Source organism: Pseudomonas sp. S3E12, assembly GCF_001702295.1.
Classification (GTDB): Bacteria; Pseudomonadota; Gammaproteobacteria; order Pseudomonadales; family Pseudomonadaceae; genus Aquipseudomonas; species Aquipseudomonas marginalis.
Genome location: NZ_MBDT01000020.1, coordinates 16776 through 29688, shown reverse-complemented (window position 1 = coordinate 29688; position 12913 = coordinate 16776). Strand labels below are relative to the sequence as shown.

At 62.2% G+C, this 12913-nt stretch carries 15 protein-coding genes and 1 pseudogene; 2 read left to right on the top strand and 14 right to left on the bottom strand.

Annotation, left to right across the window (positions count from 1 at the left end; translation table 11 throughout):
- Nucleotides 1–58: 58 nt before the first annotated feature.
- The 6 genes from BB029_RS15650 to BB029_RS15625 all read right to left on the bottom strand — a co-directional run bounded on the left by BB029_RS15650 (nucleotide 59) and on the right by BB029_RS15625 (nucleotide 5430).
- Nucleotides 59–712, bottom strand: a complete 654-nt coding sequence (locus BB029_RS15650) for an HAD family phosphatase (RefSeq protein WP_065939890.1) — start codon at nucleotides 710–712, stop codon at nucleotides 59–61.
- Between the two features lie 30 nt (nucleotides 713–742).
- Nucleotides 743–1732 (bottom strand): ABC transporter ATP-binding protein, encoded by a 990-nt coding sequence (locus tag BB029_RS15645; protein ID WP_065939889.1) that lies wholly within the window; start codon nucleotides 1730–1732, stop codon nucleotides 743–745.
- Nucleotides 1729–2529: an ABC transporter permease gene (locus BB029_RS15640; protein ID WP_065939888.1), complete on the bottom strand. Its 801-nt coding sequence runs from the start codon at nucleotides 2527–2529 to the stop codon at nucleotides 1729–1731. Before BB029_RS15640 ends, BB029_RS15645 begins: the two co-directional genes overlap by 4 nt.
- Complete coding sequence (locus BB029_RS15635; RefSeq protein WP_027607116.1) at nucleotides 2516–3361, bottom strand: ABC transporter permease subunit; 846 nt, start codon at nucleotides 3359–3361, stop codon at nucleotides 2516–2518. The genes BB029_RS15640 and BB029_RS15635 overlap by 14 nt, the downstream gene beginning before the upstream one ends.
- The gene (locus BB029_RS15630; protein ID WP_065939887.1) at nucleotides 3358–4164 is read right to left on the bottom strand and encodes an alkaline phosphatase family protein; all 807 of its coding nucleotides are present in this window, start codon (nucleotides 4162–4164) and stop codon (nucleotides 3358–3360) included. The genes BB029_RS15635 and BB029_RS15630 overlap by 4 nt, the downstream gene beginning before the upstream one ends.
- Nucleotides 4165–4353: 189 nt before the next feature.
- Complete coding sequence (locus tag BB029_RS15625) at nucleotides 4354–5430, bottom strand: ABC transporter substrate-binding protein (protein ID WP_027607118.1); 1077 nt, start codon at nucleotides 5428–5430, stop codon at nucleotides 4354–4356.
- 347 nt (nucleotides 5431–5777) lie between these two features.
- Between BB029_RS15625 and BB029_RS15620 the strand changes: the two genes are divergently transcribed.
- Nucleotides 5778–6491 (top strand): UTRA domain-containing protein, encoded by a 714-nt coding sequence (locus BB029_RS15620; protein WP_053128712.1) that lies wholly within the window; start codon nucleotides 5778–5780, stop codon nucleotides 6489–6491.
- Nucleotides 6488–6607: pseudogene (locus BB029_RS34290) on the top strand (outer membrane lipoprotein carrier protein LolA); the annotation flags it as partial. The gene BB029_RS15620 and the pseudogene BB029_RS34290, both read left to right, overlap by 4 nt.
- Here BB029_RS34290 and BB029_RS15615 read toward each other — a convergent pair.
- From BB029_RS15615 to BB029_RS15580, 8 genes are read right to left on the bottom strand one after another with little or no spacing between them, the layout of a single operon-like run.
- Nucleotides 6600–7523 carry a metal ABC transporter solute-binding protein, Zn/Mn family gene (locus BB029_RS15615; protein WP_065939886.1) on the bottom strand — a complete coding sequence of 308 codons (924 nt, stop codon included), beginning with the start codon at nucleotides 7521–7523 and terminating at the stop codon, nucleotides 6600–6602. The pseudogene BB029_RS34290 and the gene BB029_RS15615 sit on opposite strands and share 8 nt — an antisense overlap.
- Nucleotides 7523–8422 (bottom strand): metal ABC transporter permease, encoded by a 900-nt coding sequence (locus tag BB029_RS15610; protein WP_065939885.1) that lies wholly within the window; start codon nucleotides 8420–8422, stop codon nucleotides 7523–7525. Before BB029_RS15610 ends, BB029_RS15615 begins: the two co-directional genes overlap by 1 nt.
- Nucleotides 8419–9165 (bottom strand): metal ABC transporter ATP-binding protein, encoded by a 747-nt coding sequence (locus tag BB029_RS15605; RefSeq protein WP_065939884.1) that lies wholly within the window; start codon nucleotides 9163–9165, stop codon nucleotides 8419–8421. Before BB029_RS15605 ends, BB029_RS15610 begins: the two co-directional genes overlap by 4 nt.
- Nucleotides 9162–10082 carry a metal ABC transporter substrate-binding protein gene (locus tag BB029_RS15600; RefSeq protein ID WP_065939883.1) on the bottom strand — a complete coding sequence of 307 codons (921 nt, stop codon included), beginning with the start codon at nucleotides 10080–10082 and terminating at the stop codon, nucleotides 9162–9164. Before BB029_RS15600 ends, BB029_RS15605 begins: the two co-directional genes overlap by 4 nt.
- Nucleotides 10083–10101: 19 nt before the next feature.
- Nucleotides 10102–10662 (bottom strand): DUF6162 family protein, encoded by a 561-nt coding sequence (locus BB029_RS15595; protein WP_065939882.1) that lies wholly within the window; start codon nucleotides 10660–10662, stop codon nucleotides 10102–10104.
- A complete protein-coding gene (locus BB029_RS15590; RefSeq protein WP_065939881.1) occupies nucleotides 10659–10982 on the bottom strand; it encodes a hypothetical protein in 324 nt (107 codons plus the stop codon). Before BB029_RS15590 ends, BB029_RS15595 begins: the two co-directional genes overlap by 4 nt.
- A complete protein-coding gene (locus BB029_RS15585) occupies nucleotides 10979–11518 on the bottom strand; it encodes a thiamine pyrophosphate-binding protein (protein WP_065939880.1) in 540 nt (179 codons plus the stop codon). The genes BB029_RS15590 and BB029_RS15585 overlap by 4 nt, the downstream gene beginning before the upstream one ends.
- A complete protein-coding gene (locus tag BB029_RS15580) occupies nucleotides 11515–12717 on the bottom strand; it encodes a PepSY domain-containing protein (RefSeq protein WP_065939879.1) in 1203 nt (400 codons plus the stop codon). Before BB029_RS15580 ends, BB029_RS15585 begins: the two co-directional genes overlap by 4 nt.
- Between the last annotated feature and the right edge of the window lie 196 nt (nucleotides 12718–12913).

The following is a 12913-nucleotide window of genomic DNA, read 5'->3' as shown; positions in this document are numbered from 1 at the left end:
CGACGCTTCGACTTGCCCCTCCCACATTTGATTGGATTTCAAGTCGGGATAGGCGGTGTCAGACCCAGTGGTGGATTGGCCAGCCGGCCTTCTCGGCATGCTCGCGCAATACCGGATCCGGGTTCACCACCTGCGGGTGATCCACCTTCAACAGCAACGGTAAGTCATTGCGTGAATCCGAATAGAAATACGCGCCGTCCAGCGTCTCACCTTCCTGCTCCAACCATTCCAGCAAACGCGTGATCTTGCCTTCGCGGTAGGTCAGTACACCGACGGTACGGCCGCTGTACACGCCATGACTCACTTCCAGTTCAATCCCCAGCACCTCATCAATGCCGATACGCGCCGCAATCGGTTTCACCAGGTGCGTACCCGAGGCGGAGATCACCAGGATCCGGTCGCCGTTGGCGCGGTGGCGGGCGATGGTCCTGGTGGCGTCGCTGTAGATCAGCGGTTCAATCACATCCTCGACCCATGGCTCCACCAAATGCTCGATTTCCTCCGGGGTGCGGCCGATCATCGGTTCCAGGCTGAAGTCCATGAAGTCTTCCATGGCCAGCTCGCCTCGGCTGTAGGCGTCCATCAGCTCGTTGTTCCTGTCCATGAACGACGCCGGGTCGACCCAGCCCAGGCGCCCCATCTGTTCGCTCCAGAGGGTGGCGCAGTCGCCATGGATCAGGGTGTCGTCCAAATCAAAAATTACCAATGCCATCCGTTACGCTCTCTCAAGATTCACTGCTGCTCAGGCTACTTCACACAGCGCACTGGGGTCGATGGAAAGTGCCAGGCGCTGGCCGTCCGGGTGCAGATCGTCCGCCGAGCGGTTTAGCACGTCCACCACCAATTCCACGCCACGGGCTTCGATACGGTAGCGGATCACGTTGCCCAGCAGGCTGTGGCTGCGCACCAGCGCGTCGAGTTCGCCGTTGCGGCTCAGTTCGATGGCCTCCGGGCGAATCGCGATGCGCCCGCTGATCGGGCGTTGCAGCAGTTGGCTGGCCTTGTCGGCGTCCAGCAGGTTGTAGTTGCCGATAAAACCGGCGGCGAATACATCCACCGGAGCGGTGTAGAGGGTCTCGGCATCGCCGCTTTGTACGATCTTGCCCTGGTTCATCAGGAAGATGCGGTCCGACATGGTCAGGGCTTCTTCCTGGTCATGGGTTACGAAAATCGTGGTCAACCCCAGTTCGCGCTGGATCTGGCGAATCTGTTCGCGCAGGTGCTTGCGAATCCGTGCATCCAGCGCCGACAGCGGCTCATCCAGCAGCAACAGGCGCGGGCGGGTGACCAGGGAGCGGGCCAGGGCTACACGTTGGCACTGGCCGCCGGACATCTGGTGCGGGTAGCGGCCGGCCAGGTCCTTGAGTTCCACCAGTTGCAGCACTTCCTGCACGCGCTTGTGGCTGTCATCGGCGTTGACCTTTTGCATGCGCAGGCCGAAGGCGACGTTCTGTTCCACGGTCATGTTGGGGAACAGCGCATAGCTCTGGAACACCATGCCGATGTTGCGTTTCTGTGGGCTCAGCGGAACGATGTCCTGGCCGTCCAGCAGGATTTTCCCACTGTCCACCTCGGTCAGGCCGGCGATGCAGCGCAGCAGGGTGGACTTGCCGCAACCGGATGGGCCGAGCAGGGTGACGAACTCACCCTTGGCGATTTCGCAGTTGATATCACTGAACACCGGGGTGCCGGCGTAGCCTTTTTGCAGATGTTGGACGCTGACGAAGCTCATTGGCTTTTGTCCTTGTTCAAGATATTGGCGGCCCAGGTCAGCACCAGCACAAAGAAGAAATAGGAAATCACGACGGCGCTGGTGAAGTGGCCGCTGCTGTTGCGCATGTTGTTCAGGTACACCTGCAGGGTTTCGTAGCGAGTGCCCACGAGGATATTGGCGAACACGAACTCACCGAACAGGAACGAGAACGACAGCAGCAGCGCCACCATCAGGCCTTTGCGCAGGTTGGGCAGCACCACGAAGAGCGCGGCCTGCCAGGTGCTGGCGCCGAGCAGTTGCGAGGCATCCATCAGGTCGCGCAGGTTGATGGCTTGAAGGTTGTTGGTGATCGCCCGGTACATGAACGGCAGCGCCACGGTGAAGTAGCAGCCGATCAGGATCCACGGCGTGCCCACCATCGCCAACGGCCCGGAACCGTACAGCTGCAGAAGGCCCACCGACGACACCACCGGCGGTACCGCGAAGGGCAGCAGGATCAGGATGTTCATCAAGGCGTCGAGCCTGGGAAAGTGGTAATGCACCACGAACAGCAGCGGCAGAATCAACACCACCGACAGGATCAGCGCGCCCACGCACACCAGCAAGGATTGCCCGAAGGCCATCAGGAAGCGTGGGTCGCTCCATAGCTGCACATACCATTTCACCGTGAAGCCCGCCGGCAGAATGGTTGCCGACCAACTGCTGGCAATGGAGTAGACGAAGGTGCCGATCAGCGGCAGCACCAGGATCGCGAACAACAGGTACACCACCACGCGGTGGTAGAGGGAGGCCGGGCCGGCTTCAGCGCGAGACATGGTAGCTCCTCTTGAGCAGCAGTTGATGGACCACGGTGACCACGGTCATCAGCGCCACCAGCACCACGGCCAGGGCGCTGGCCATGTTTGGATCGAGGGATACATCCCCCGACACCAGGCCGGCGATACGAATCGGCAGCACGTTGAAGTTACCGGTGGTCAGGGCGTAGACCGTCGCATAGGCACCCAGGGCATTGGCCAGCAGGATCACGAACGTGCCCAGCAGCGCTGGCGTGAGCACCGGCAGGCCGATATGCCGCCAGAACTGCCAGCCATTGGCGCCCAGTAACGCAGCGGACTCGCGCCAGTCTTCGCGCAGGGCGTCAAAGGCCGGGTAGAGCAGCAGCACGCCGAGGGGGATCTGGAAGTAGGTGTAGAGGATGATCAGGCCGGTCTTGGAGTACAGGTTGAAGTCCTGAATGATCCCGGCCTGCTTGAGCATGATGGTGATGCTGCCGTTGAACCCCAGCAGGATGATGAACGCGAAGGCCAGGGGCACGCCGGCAAAGTTGCTGGTCATGTTGGCGAAGGCGGTGACGAAGTTGCGCAGCGGCGAATCCACCCGGCGCAGGGAGTAACTGCCCAGCGTGGCGATGATGATGCCGAAGATGCTCGAGTAGAAGCTGATCTCCAGGCTGAACTGGATGGCCTGCAGATAGAACTTCGAACTGAAGATGCGCGTGAAGTTGTCCAGCCCCCAGCCGGTGTCTTCGGTCTGCAGGCTATTGATCAGCACCCACACCAGCGGGGCGATTTCGAACACGATAAAGAACAGTGCGAAAGGCACCAGGCACAGGAGGGCCAGCCATTTGCCGCGGGATATTGAACTCACTTCAGTAACTCCCGGCACACGGGTTTGTCGTGGGGTACGCCCAGCAGTTCGCAGACCGTGCCGCACAGCTCGGTCTGTTTCGGTGCGGCGTGGGTGTCCAGGCTGAAGGCATCGCCGAGCACGAACAGCGGCACTTCCCGTTCTTCCGGCAGCAAGCCGTTGTGGGAGCGGTCGTTGTTCATGCCGTGGTCGGCGGTCACCAGCACCTGGTAACCCGCATCCAGCCAGGCTTGCAGGTAGTCGGCCAGGATGATGTCGGCCGAACGTGCGCTGTTGCGGTACTGCGGCGTGTCGAGGCCGTGCTTGTGGCCGGCGTCGTCGATGTTCATCGGGTGCACCACCATGAAGTCCGGCGCGTGCTTGAGCCGCAGACTTTCGGCGTCGGCAAACAGGTGGGAGTCCGGGTAATGGTCATTCCAGTAGAAATGCCCGTGCTGGATCGCCAGCGCTTTGTCGTCGGTATGACGATCCCGTGCGGCGAGAAAGGGCGTGCGGTTATACAACTCGCTGACCCAATGGTAAGCCGCCGCTGCGGTGGTAAGGCCGGCGTCGGTGGCGTAATGGAAAATGCTGCGCTGGTTGGACAGGCGCGAGACGTTATTGTGGACGATGCCGCTGTGGATCGGTGGCACGCCGGTGAGGATGCATTCGTACAGCGGGCGGGACAGGGCGGGCAGTTCACATTCCAGCTTGTAGAGGGCTGCGCGTCCTGCGCCGACATAGGCCTGCAAGTGCCCCATGGCGTGCCTTGCAACCTCGAAGTTCAGGCCGTCGAGCACGACAAGGATGACGGGGTGTTTCATGGGGGGCGACGCTCCGCAATGATTGACTTGGCTCAATTCCTCTGGAGGAACGGGGTCAAAAATGTGGGAGGGGGCTTGCCCCCGATAGCGGTGTGTCATTCAACGAATTTGTTAGCTGATCCACCGTCATCGGGGGCAAGCCCCCTCCCACATTGGATCTCCACTGGAGCTCCAATGTGGGATAAACCCTTACTTCATCTCTACGATGACCTGCTCGTTCCACAGTTGCGGCAGCTTCTTGGAAGTCGCTTCCCAGGCATCGGCATCCTTGATCGGCTGCGGGTTGGCCTTGGTGTACTGCTCGCCCGGGATCAGGTTCTTGGCGATGTCGGCCGGCAGTTTCAGGTCGGTTTCGGCACGGATCGGACGTGCGTTGCCACGGGCCAGGTTGAGTTGGCCGGCGTCGCTGAAGATGTATTCGCGGGTCAGCTTGGCGGCGTTCGGGTGCTTGGCGTATTTGTTGATGATGGTGGTGTAGCCGGATTTCACCGAGCCGTCCGATGGGATCAGCACCACGTAGTCATCCGGGTTGGCCATCTTGGCTTTGTAGCTCAGGCCGTTGAAGTCCCAGACGATACCCACTTCGACTTCGCCTTTTTCCATGGTGGCGATGGTCGGGTTGGACAGGCCGAGGCGACCTTGCTGGGCGATCTTGGTGAAGAATTGCAGGCCCGGGGCGATGTTCTTTTCATCGCCTTTATTGGCGATGGCGGCGGCGAGTACGGCGTTGGAGGCCTGGGCCGCAGTGCTTACGTCACCCACCGAGACTTTGTATTTGCCGGTTTGCAGGTCCGCCCAACTGGTAGGGACTTCGGAGCCGTGCAGCAGCTTCTTGTTGACGATGAACGCGATGGTGCCGGTGTAGGCCAGGGCCCAGTGACCGTCCTTGTCTTTCGCCCAATCCGGCACCGAGGCCCAGTTGGACGGCTTGTACGGCTGGGTGACTTCCTGCTTCACCGCGATCGGGCCGAAGGCGGCGCCTACGTCGCCGATGTCGGCGCTGGCGTTGTCTTTTTCGGCCTTGAACTTGGCGATTTCCTGGGCCGAACTCATGTCGGTGTCGATGTGCTTGAGGCCGTAGGTCTTGGCCAGGTCTTCCCAGGTGCCTTTCCAGTTGGCCCAGTCATCGGGCATGCCGACGCTGTTGACGGCACCTTCCGCCTTCGCGGCGGCCTCCAAGGTTTTTAGATCGGTATCAGCGGCCATGGCGGCGGTGCACATGGCAATGGTCGAGCCTAACAGTGATGCCAGGAAAAGCTGTTTCATCCGAAGCTCCTTTGGGCGTTTTCAACGCGGCGGTGTTTTCTACGGTGTTGTTGGTCTAGGTCAGAGCAATACCTGAGCCAATCTAGACGCGATGGATGACAGTTTCATGTCGATGTCGTTTTTAAAACCTTGATGTCGCTCAGCGCAGACTTAGCGTAGACCATGCTCAAGTGCCCGTAGCGACTGGACTTGGCCGATGTATTGCAGGGTGTGGTGCAGGGACGGGGCAGGGACTGTCATCTGTCGGTCATCAGGAGTGCCTAGGCTGGCAAGCAGTCGTGCAAGCCCACTTATGCAGCGGTTTGTGCACCTGAACAGTGCTGGTCTAGTCCAGATAGGTAACGTTGATGCGTGATGAGGCAATCAAGGCGGTGACATCCATCGGGCTGGCGCTGCAAGAGCAGATCGACCACGGCCTGTTGCCGCCTGCAAGCAAGCTGCCCGCCGAGCGCAAGCTCAGCGAGTTGTTTGGTACCACTCGAATTACCGTGCGGGAAGCCTTGTTACAACTGGAGGCTCAAGGGCAGATTTATCGTGAGGAGCGTCGTGGCTGGTTCGTCTCGCCGCCGCGCCTGGCCTACAACCTGATGCAGCGCAGTCACTTTCACGCGATGGTCAACGACCAGGGACGAGTGGCATCCACCGAAGTGATCAGTGCGCGACTGCAGCCGGCCTCGGCCGCGGTGTGTGCGTGGTTGCAGCTGCCGGCGTTGTCCAGCGTGATCCAGATCTGCCGGGGACGGCGGATTGACGGGCGGCTGGTGTTGTATGTGGAGCACTACCTGAACCCGCAGTATTTCCCGGGGATTCTCGAGTGCGACCTGAATCAGTCGATGACCGAGTTGTATGCGCGCAAGTACGACTTGCACTACGGGCGGGTGCGCTTCGAGATCGTGCCGACCTCATTGCCGGTGGAAGCTGCGGCGGCATTGCGTGTGTCGGTGGGCAGCCCAGGCTTGCGGATCGCCCGGGTCAATTATGACCAGCACCAGCGCTTGATCGACTGCGACCTGGAATTCTGGCGGCATGATGCGATTCATGTCGGTGTGGATGTGGTGTGATCGGGGGGCCTCCTGTAGGAGCGAGCTTGCTCGCGAAAGATGTCAACGATGACGCGGGAGGCCTGGCTCCCCGCAGCGCCCTCAGGTTTTTCGCGAGCAAGCTCGCTCCTACAGTGAGTGCACCGTGAGTGCCTTGATCACTTGGTCCACATTGCTCTCCAGCTCCGATACCGGGTCCGCGCCGTCGACGTTCAACACCAGCAGCGTTGAACCGCCTGCCGTGATGGCGGCTTTCACTGCGTCACTCGGCTGGCGATGATGCAGCACCACGGCCACGTCGTTGTCCTTCAGCTCGGCACTGAGCTTCTGTAACGCCTCAGGTGTCCAATCGGCGTCGGGCCGGGCATCGGTGCTGAGCAGTTCCAGATTCAAACTGCTGATCAGATAGGCAAAGTGATCGCTCAAACTGACCACACTCAGGTTGTCCGCCTTGGCCAGTCGCGCCTCGCTGTCGGCGCTGAGCTTGAGCAGGCGTTGCTTGAGGGCGGCCAGGTTGGCGTCGATCTTCGCCTTGGCGCCCGGTGCCAGGCGGCTCAGGTCGGCGGCCAGGACATCGGCCATGCGCCCCAGGTTGTTGCTCGATTGCCACGGCTGGCTGTTCAAGCCGTCGGCGACGCCAGGTTGCACGGCGATGCCCGGCAGGCCGCCATCCACCGGGCGTGCCGCATCGATTTCGACGATACGGATATTGCTGCGCCGTGCCACGGGGTAGAGCGGGTCATCGGCCCACAGCGAGCGCACGCCGATGGCAGCGTCGGCGTCCTGGGCCAGGGTGTTCAATGCCGGCGCGCCACGGCCGGTAAAGTACGACACCTGCCGCGAGCCCGGCAGGTTGGCCGGGGCGGCGCGTTCAAGCTGCACGTCGGTGCCCTTGAGCAGCACCTGCGCCAGGCCGTAGGTGATCGGCAGCGAGGCCAGGACTTTGACCGGTTTTGCCGCGTGAGCAGCAGGTTTGCCCACGTCGGCCGCCATCAGCGGCGTGGTGATCAAGCAAGCGATGGCCAGGGCCAGAGGTTGAAGAACGGAGCGCATTATCCAAGGTTCCCTTTAAGGCTGGGCACGGTGCCCCGCGCGACGGCGGCAAGGGCGAAAGCGATACCGGCCATCAGGATGATCGCGGCACCGGAGGGGATGGGCAGGTCGAAGATGATCGGCAACAGGATCCCGCACAGGGTGCTGACGGTGGCGATCACCACCGAGATCCAGAAGAAGCCTTTGAGCGACTGGCTCAGCAGGCGTGCCGCCGCAGCCGGGATCACCAGCAGCGCGCCCACCAGGATGGCGCCGATGACCTTGACTGCCGCCACGGTGATCAGCGTCACCAGGATCACGAACAGGTAGTCCAGGGTCTTCACCGCCACGCCACGCACCGCCGCCAATTGCGGGTTGAAGCTGGCGAGCATGATGCGGTTGTACAGCGGCAGCGCCAGGGCCATCACCAGCGAACCGACAACCGCGAGTACCAGCAGGTCGTTGCCGTTGACCGTGAGCACCGAACCGAACAGCACGTTCTCGAGGATATGCACGTTGATCTTGCCCGCCAGGATCAGCAGCAGGCTGGCGCCCAACGCCAGGGACACCGACAGGAACACGCCGATCAAGGTATCCGGCGCCAGGCCGGTGCGGTTGCGCAGGTAGTTGAGCAGGATGCCGAACAACAGGCAGTAACCGAACAGGCTGCCATAGGGCCCGGTGTAGGGCTCACCCAGCAGGATGCCCACGGCCACGCCGGTCAGTGCGGCATGGCCGACCGCTTCGGAGAAAAACGCAAAGCGCTTGACCACCACCAGCGTGCCCAGCCCGCCCAGCACCGGGCCGATCAGCAGACCGGCGAGCAGGGCGTTGACCACAAAACCATAGGCCAGTGCCTCCGGCAGGTAACCGGACGAGGCCCAGCCCTGGACCATCAGGCGAAACGCTTCATAACTCATGGCGCCGGGCTCCGCGGATGGGTAGAGAACAGGGTCAGCAGGCGGTCCGGGGTCAGCGCCTCTTTCGGCGTGGCGTCGAACAGCAGGCGGCGGTTCAGGCCGGTGACGCGGTCGGCCAGGCGGCCCACGGCTTCCAGGTCGTGCTCGATCCACAGCACGGTGATGCCGGCCAGGCGCCAGTCATTGAGCAGGCGTTCGAACACCTGGATGCCCGCTTCGTCGAGGGCCGACATCGGCTCATCCAGTACCAGCAGTTGCGGCGCCGGAATCAACCCTTGGGCCAACAACACCCGCTGGCGCTCACCGCCGGACAGCGCGCCCATGCGCCGCTTGCGCTTGTCCTGCATGCCGACCCGCTCCAGCGCCTCGCCAATCGCGGCGGCGTAATGTTTGGACAACCCCAGGAACGCCGGGCGCCGCTGGCACATGGCGGCCATGAAATCGTCGACCATCATCGGCAGGCCACGGTCGAACTCCAGCGCCTGGGGCACATAACCGATGGTGCCGGGTGTGCCCGGCCATTGCAGGCTCAGTTGCCCCTGGTGCGGTGTTTGCCCCAGCAGGGTCTTGATCAGCGAGCTTTTGCCGCCGCCATTCGGGCCCACCAGCGCATGAATACTGCCCGGCTGCACCTGGAAGCTCACGCCGTCGAGGATCACGGTGCGGCCCAGGGTCAGGGACACCTGGTCGAAGTCGAGGGTCGGGCCGACGCTCGCGACCTTAAGTTGCTGTGCTGCGGTCATGCCCCCGACTCCTGGATTGCCCGCACCACGGTGTTAAGGTTGCCGGTCATTTCCACTTCGTATTTTTCAGCGCTGTATTCACCGTAGGAAATATGCGACAGCGGGTACAGCTTGACCCCGGATTCACGCTGAATGGTGTCGACGTAAGTGGAGGGGAAATCCATCTCCGAGAAGATCACCTTGACGTCCAGGGCACGCAGTTCGTCGATGGTCTTCTTCAACTGGCTGGGGCTTGGCTCGATCCCGTGGGCCGGTTCGACCACGGCCGTGACTTCCAGGCCGAACTCGCGCAGTAGGTAATCGTAGGCCGCGTGCACGGTGGCGACGCGCAGGTCCGGGTTGGGTGCCCCGGTCAACTTGGCCAGGGCATCGGCCCGCATCTGCCGCAGGCGTTTGCCGTAGGCGCGGGCGTTCTGGGTGTAGGTCTTGGCGTTGTCCGGGTCGAGCTTGCCCAGTTCGCGGGCGATGTTGTTGACCTGGGCAATCGATGCACTGATCGACAGGAAGGTGTGCGGGTTGACCACCTTGCCGGCACCACGCGCGGCGTTGCCGGTGGCCGCCAGCAGTGGCACGTTGGTGTTGGCTTCGATCACCGGGATGTCCGGGCGCTCGCTGGTGGCGATCATGCGGTCGGCGAAATCGTCATGGCCGACGCCGTTGAGCACGATCACATCCAGGGTGCCGATGCGCTTGATGTCTTCGGCGCGTGGCTCGTAGGCGTGGGGATTGAAGCCGGCCGGGATCAGCGGCACGACGTCGGCCTTGTCGCCGACGATATTGGCCACGTAGCTGTAATAAGGGTGCAGGGTGATGCCGATACGCAGGCGTTTGGCCGCTTCGGCATTCGCGAGGGGGGCGAGTATCAGGCTGAACAGGCCAACCAGAAACACGCGCAACAGGGGCGATGAAATAGACATGGGCAATCGGTCTTCTCGTTCAGTGACGGTGCTGGCGGGTGACGCCGGCATCGAATTGCGCGACCACCTGCTGCCAGCCGGCTGCGATCAGCGCCTGGTCAGTGAGGTCGGAGGGGGCGGCCAGGTGTGTGCTGCGGTTGAGCCAGATATCCGGCTCGCTGCCCTGTACGCGCATCAGCAGTGAACCGCTGGTGGTCGGCGTCTGGCTCAGTCCCAAGTAGGCCGAATTCGCCAACAACTGCCAGCGATGGTCGCCGCGGCTGACCGAACTGGCGTCCTGGGCAAAGGGCGCGAAGCCTTCTTCGGCCAGTTGCTCGGGGCCAGGCAGGGCGCTTTGCTCCTGCTGCAGCAAGTGGATTTCATCCAGCGTGACCCGCAGGTCGGCGTAGATGCCTTGTTCGGCGGCGCTCAGGTCGCGGCGGGCATCCAGCTGATGGCGGGGCAGCGTCGCGACTGCCTGGGTTTCACCGTGCAGCGCCACCACCGTACCGGCCACCGCGAGGATGATCAGGCACAGCAGCAGTACGTAGAGGGTTTCGTGGCCGGCACCGGCGGGGCGAACAACCTGTGTCGTACTCATTGAGGCTGGATATCCGCTTGGTCGATTTCCACCACGTGACCGGGGCCTGCATCAAACAGCACGTAGAACTCGGCGGTCGGTTTCTTGAAGGTCAGGGTGGAGTCCTGGCCGAGCTTGCCGGGCACCAGGATGGTTTCGTCATAGCCGATCACATCCAGGGTCACGCCGGGGGCACCGCTGCCGTCGGAGAAACCGCCTTTGCACTGGATCTGCTCGCCGGGGATTTCCTTGCATTCGCACATCGGGTTATGGGCAAAGACGGTGGTGCTGAAACCGGCGCACAGCAACAGCGCGGCGCGGGACAGGTGCTTGAACATCATGGTTTGACTCCTTGCTTGTTCAGCCAGGCAATGGTGGCAGGCGAGGCCTGGCTCAGCGGGATGGAACCCTGGTGCATGGTGCCGTCCCAGCCTTCCATGGTGACCCACAGTTCGGCGTCGACGGGGGTACGCTCCGGCACGGGCAGGCCCGCACCCATGCGATACGGGGTACCGAAGAAGATCACCCCGGCGGCACGCAGGCTGCGCGGCTTGCCGATGCGCAGGTACGTGGCCTTGACCTGGTCGGCGCAGGTGGCGCAGAGGGCGGCGTTGAAGGACTTCATCGGGCCGGCCGGGTCGGGGCGCGGGCCTTCATTGCGAAATTCGGCCAGCGTGAGGCTCCAGGGGCCGACCTGTACGTCGCCGGCCACCCGCTCGCCGATGCCGGTGTCGCCGCGAAACAGCGCGGCATCGGCGAAGTACTTGGGCATGAAGCCCAGCGGTACCAGCAACAGCAGGACATTGATGTGGAAACGCCATTTCAGCCAAAAGGTCCGCAACGGTGAAGGCGGGGTAGCGTTGGCGGACTTGCTCATGGGTTGGCCTCCGAGGTTTCAGACTGCATGGCCGGAATGGCTGCCGGCGCACGTTGTGTCTTGGCCTCACGCTTGAGAGCGTTGAGGGTGGCCAGGGCCGTGCGCTTGGTCCAGATCAACAGGCCGCTCAAGACCATCATGCTCAGCACAAGGCCGAAGAATGCCCAGATCAGCTTGATCCACAACCCGCCAAAGTCGCCGGTGTGCAGGGGGCGCATGGACTCGGTGACGAACTCCAGCTTGGTGCGGTCGGACAGCAGGTGCGACGAGGCGATTTCACCGTCATACGGGTTGATCTGAGCGGTCTGGAACATCAGCGGGTACCAGCCCCGCCCGCCGATTTGCAGGTGGCTGTAGGCATTGAGCGGCAGGCTCACGAAACTCGCCTCCAGCCCTGGGATACGTTGGGTGGCGATCGCGATCGCCTCATCCACCGGAATCATCGGCGCAGGCACGCCGGGGGCTGAGGTTGGGACTTTTTCGCGGGCGATCACCGGGGCGATGGGCTCGCTGGAGATGGAGATCTGGTTGTCACCCAGGATTGCCTGGATCAGGAACCAAGTGCCAGTGATGGAAATCACCGCAATAAACCAGATCGACCAGATACCGCTCAGGCGGTGGAAGTCGCCCCAGAAAATCCGCGCGCCGTGGCGGATACGCAGGGTCGGCTTGAAAAAGCCTTTCCAGAAGCGTTTGTACACCACCAGGCCGGTGACCAGTGAGGCCAGCAACGGCAAGCCGAGCAGCGACACCAGGTACCAGCCCCAACTGAAGCCATTGGTAAACGGCACCAGCCACCAGCCGTGCAGGGCGCGGGTGAACTGACGGAAGTTGAACGACGGGCTGATGCCCTGGATCGCCCCCGTGTATGGGTTGACGTAGACCTCTACCGAGCGCCCGTCCGGGTAGCTGAGGTCGACGCTGAGGGCGAAGTGGGATTCATCCGGGCGGCTGATCGATTGGACGAAGACTTGGGGTTCGTCGCGCTTGATGGCGGCGATGACCCGGTCGTAGCTCAGTGGTTGCGCATCATCCGACGGCTTGCTCGCACGGATGTCCGGGTTGGCCAGCCACACGATTTCCTGGCTGACCACCGCCAGGGTGCCGGTGACGCAGACAATCAGTACAAAGAACCAGATGGGCAAGGCCAGCCAGCTATGGACGAGAAACCAGAGTTTTGAGCGTGACTTCTTCGACATGTGAAAGGGGGTCTTGATCAGAGGAGGGCGAGGGAGGCCCGTAAAAAGCCAGTCGTAGCTTTTGCTGACGCGACCGGCTGTATCTAAATTAAGACGGATGAGAATGAGAAATCCCCAAGGTGGATATGAAAGAAAATGTTTCAGGTTCACATCCAGCGGTTTTTTACAGCGTGGGGGTATTCATGAAGTGGGGTAG

Coding starts and splice junctions, on each gene's coding strand:
- BB029_RS15650 (WP_065939890.1), bottom strand. CDS start 712: ATGGCATTGGTAATTTTTGATTTGGACGACACCCTGATCCATGGCGAC.
- BB029_RS15645 (WP_065939889.1), bottom strand. CDS start 1,732: ATGAGCTTCGTCAGCGTCCAACATCTGCAAAAAGGCTACGCCGGCACC.
- BB029_RS15640 (WP_065939888.1), bottom strand. CDS start 2,529: ATGTCTCGCGCTGAAGCCGGCCCGGCCTCCCTCTACCACCGCGTGGTG.
- BB029_RS15630 (WP_065939887.1), bottom strand. CDS start 4,164: ATGAAACACCCCGTCATCCTTGTCGTGCTCGACGGCCTGAACTTCGAG.
- BB029_RS15625 (WP_027607118.1), bottom strand. CDS start 5,430: ATGAAACAGCTTTTCCTGGCATCACTGTTAGGCTCGACCATTGCCATG.
- BB029_RS15620 (WP_053128712.1), top strand. CDS start 5,778: ATGCGTGATGAGGCAATCAAGGCGGTGACATCCATCGGGCTGGCGCTG.
- BB029_RS15615 (WP_065939886.1), bottom strand. CDS start 7,523: ATGCGCTCCGTTCTTCAACCTCTGGCCCTGGCCATCGCTTGCTTGATC.
- BB029_RS15610 (WP_065939885.1), bottom strand. CDS start 8,422: ATGAGTTATGAAGCGTTTCGCCTGATGGTCCAGGGCTGGGCCTCGTCC.
- BB029_RS15605 (WP_065939884.1), bottom strand. CDS start 9,165: ATGACCGCAGCACAGCAACTTAAGGTCGCGAGCGTCGGCCCGACCCTC.
- BB029_RS15600 (WP_065939883.1), bottom strand. CDS start 10,082: ATGTCTATTTCATCGCCCCTGTTGCGCGTGTTTCTGGTTGGCCTGTTC.
- BB029_RS15595 (WP_065939882.1), bottom strand. CDS start 10,662: ATGAGTACGACACAGGTTGTTCGCCCCGCCGGTGCCGGCCACGAAACC.
- BB029_RS15590 (WP_065939881.1), bottom strand. CDS start 10,982: ATGATGTTCAAGCACCTGTCCCGCGCCGCGCTGTTGCTGTGCGCCGGT.
- BB029_RS15585 (WP_065939880.1), bottom strand. CDS start 11,518: ATGAGCAAGTCCGCCAACGCTACCCCGCCTTCACCGTTGCGGACCTTT.
- BB029_RS15580 (WP_065939879.1), bottom strand. CDS start 12,717: ATGTCGAAGAAGTCACGCTCAAAACTCTGGTTTCTCGTCCATAGCTGG.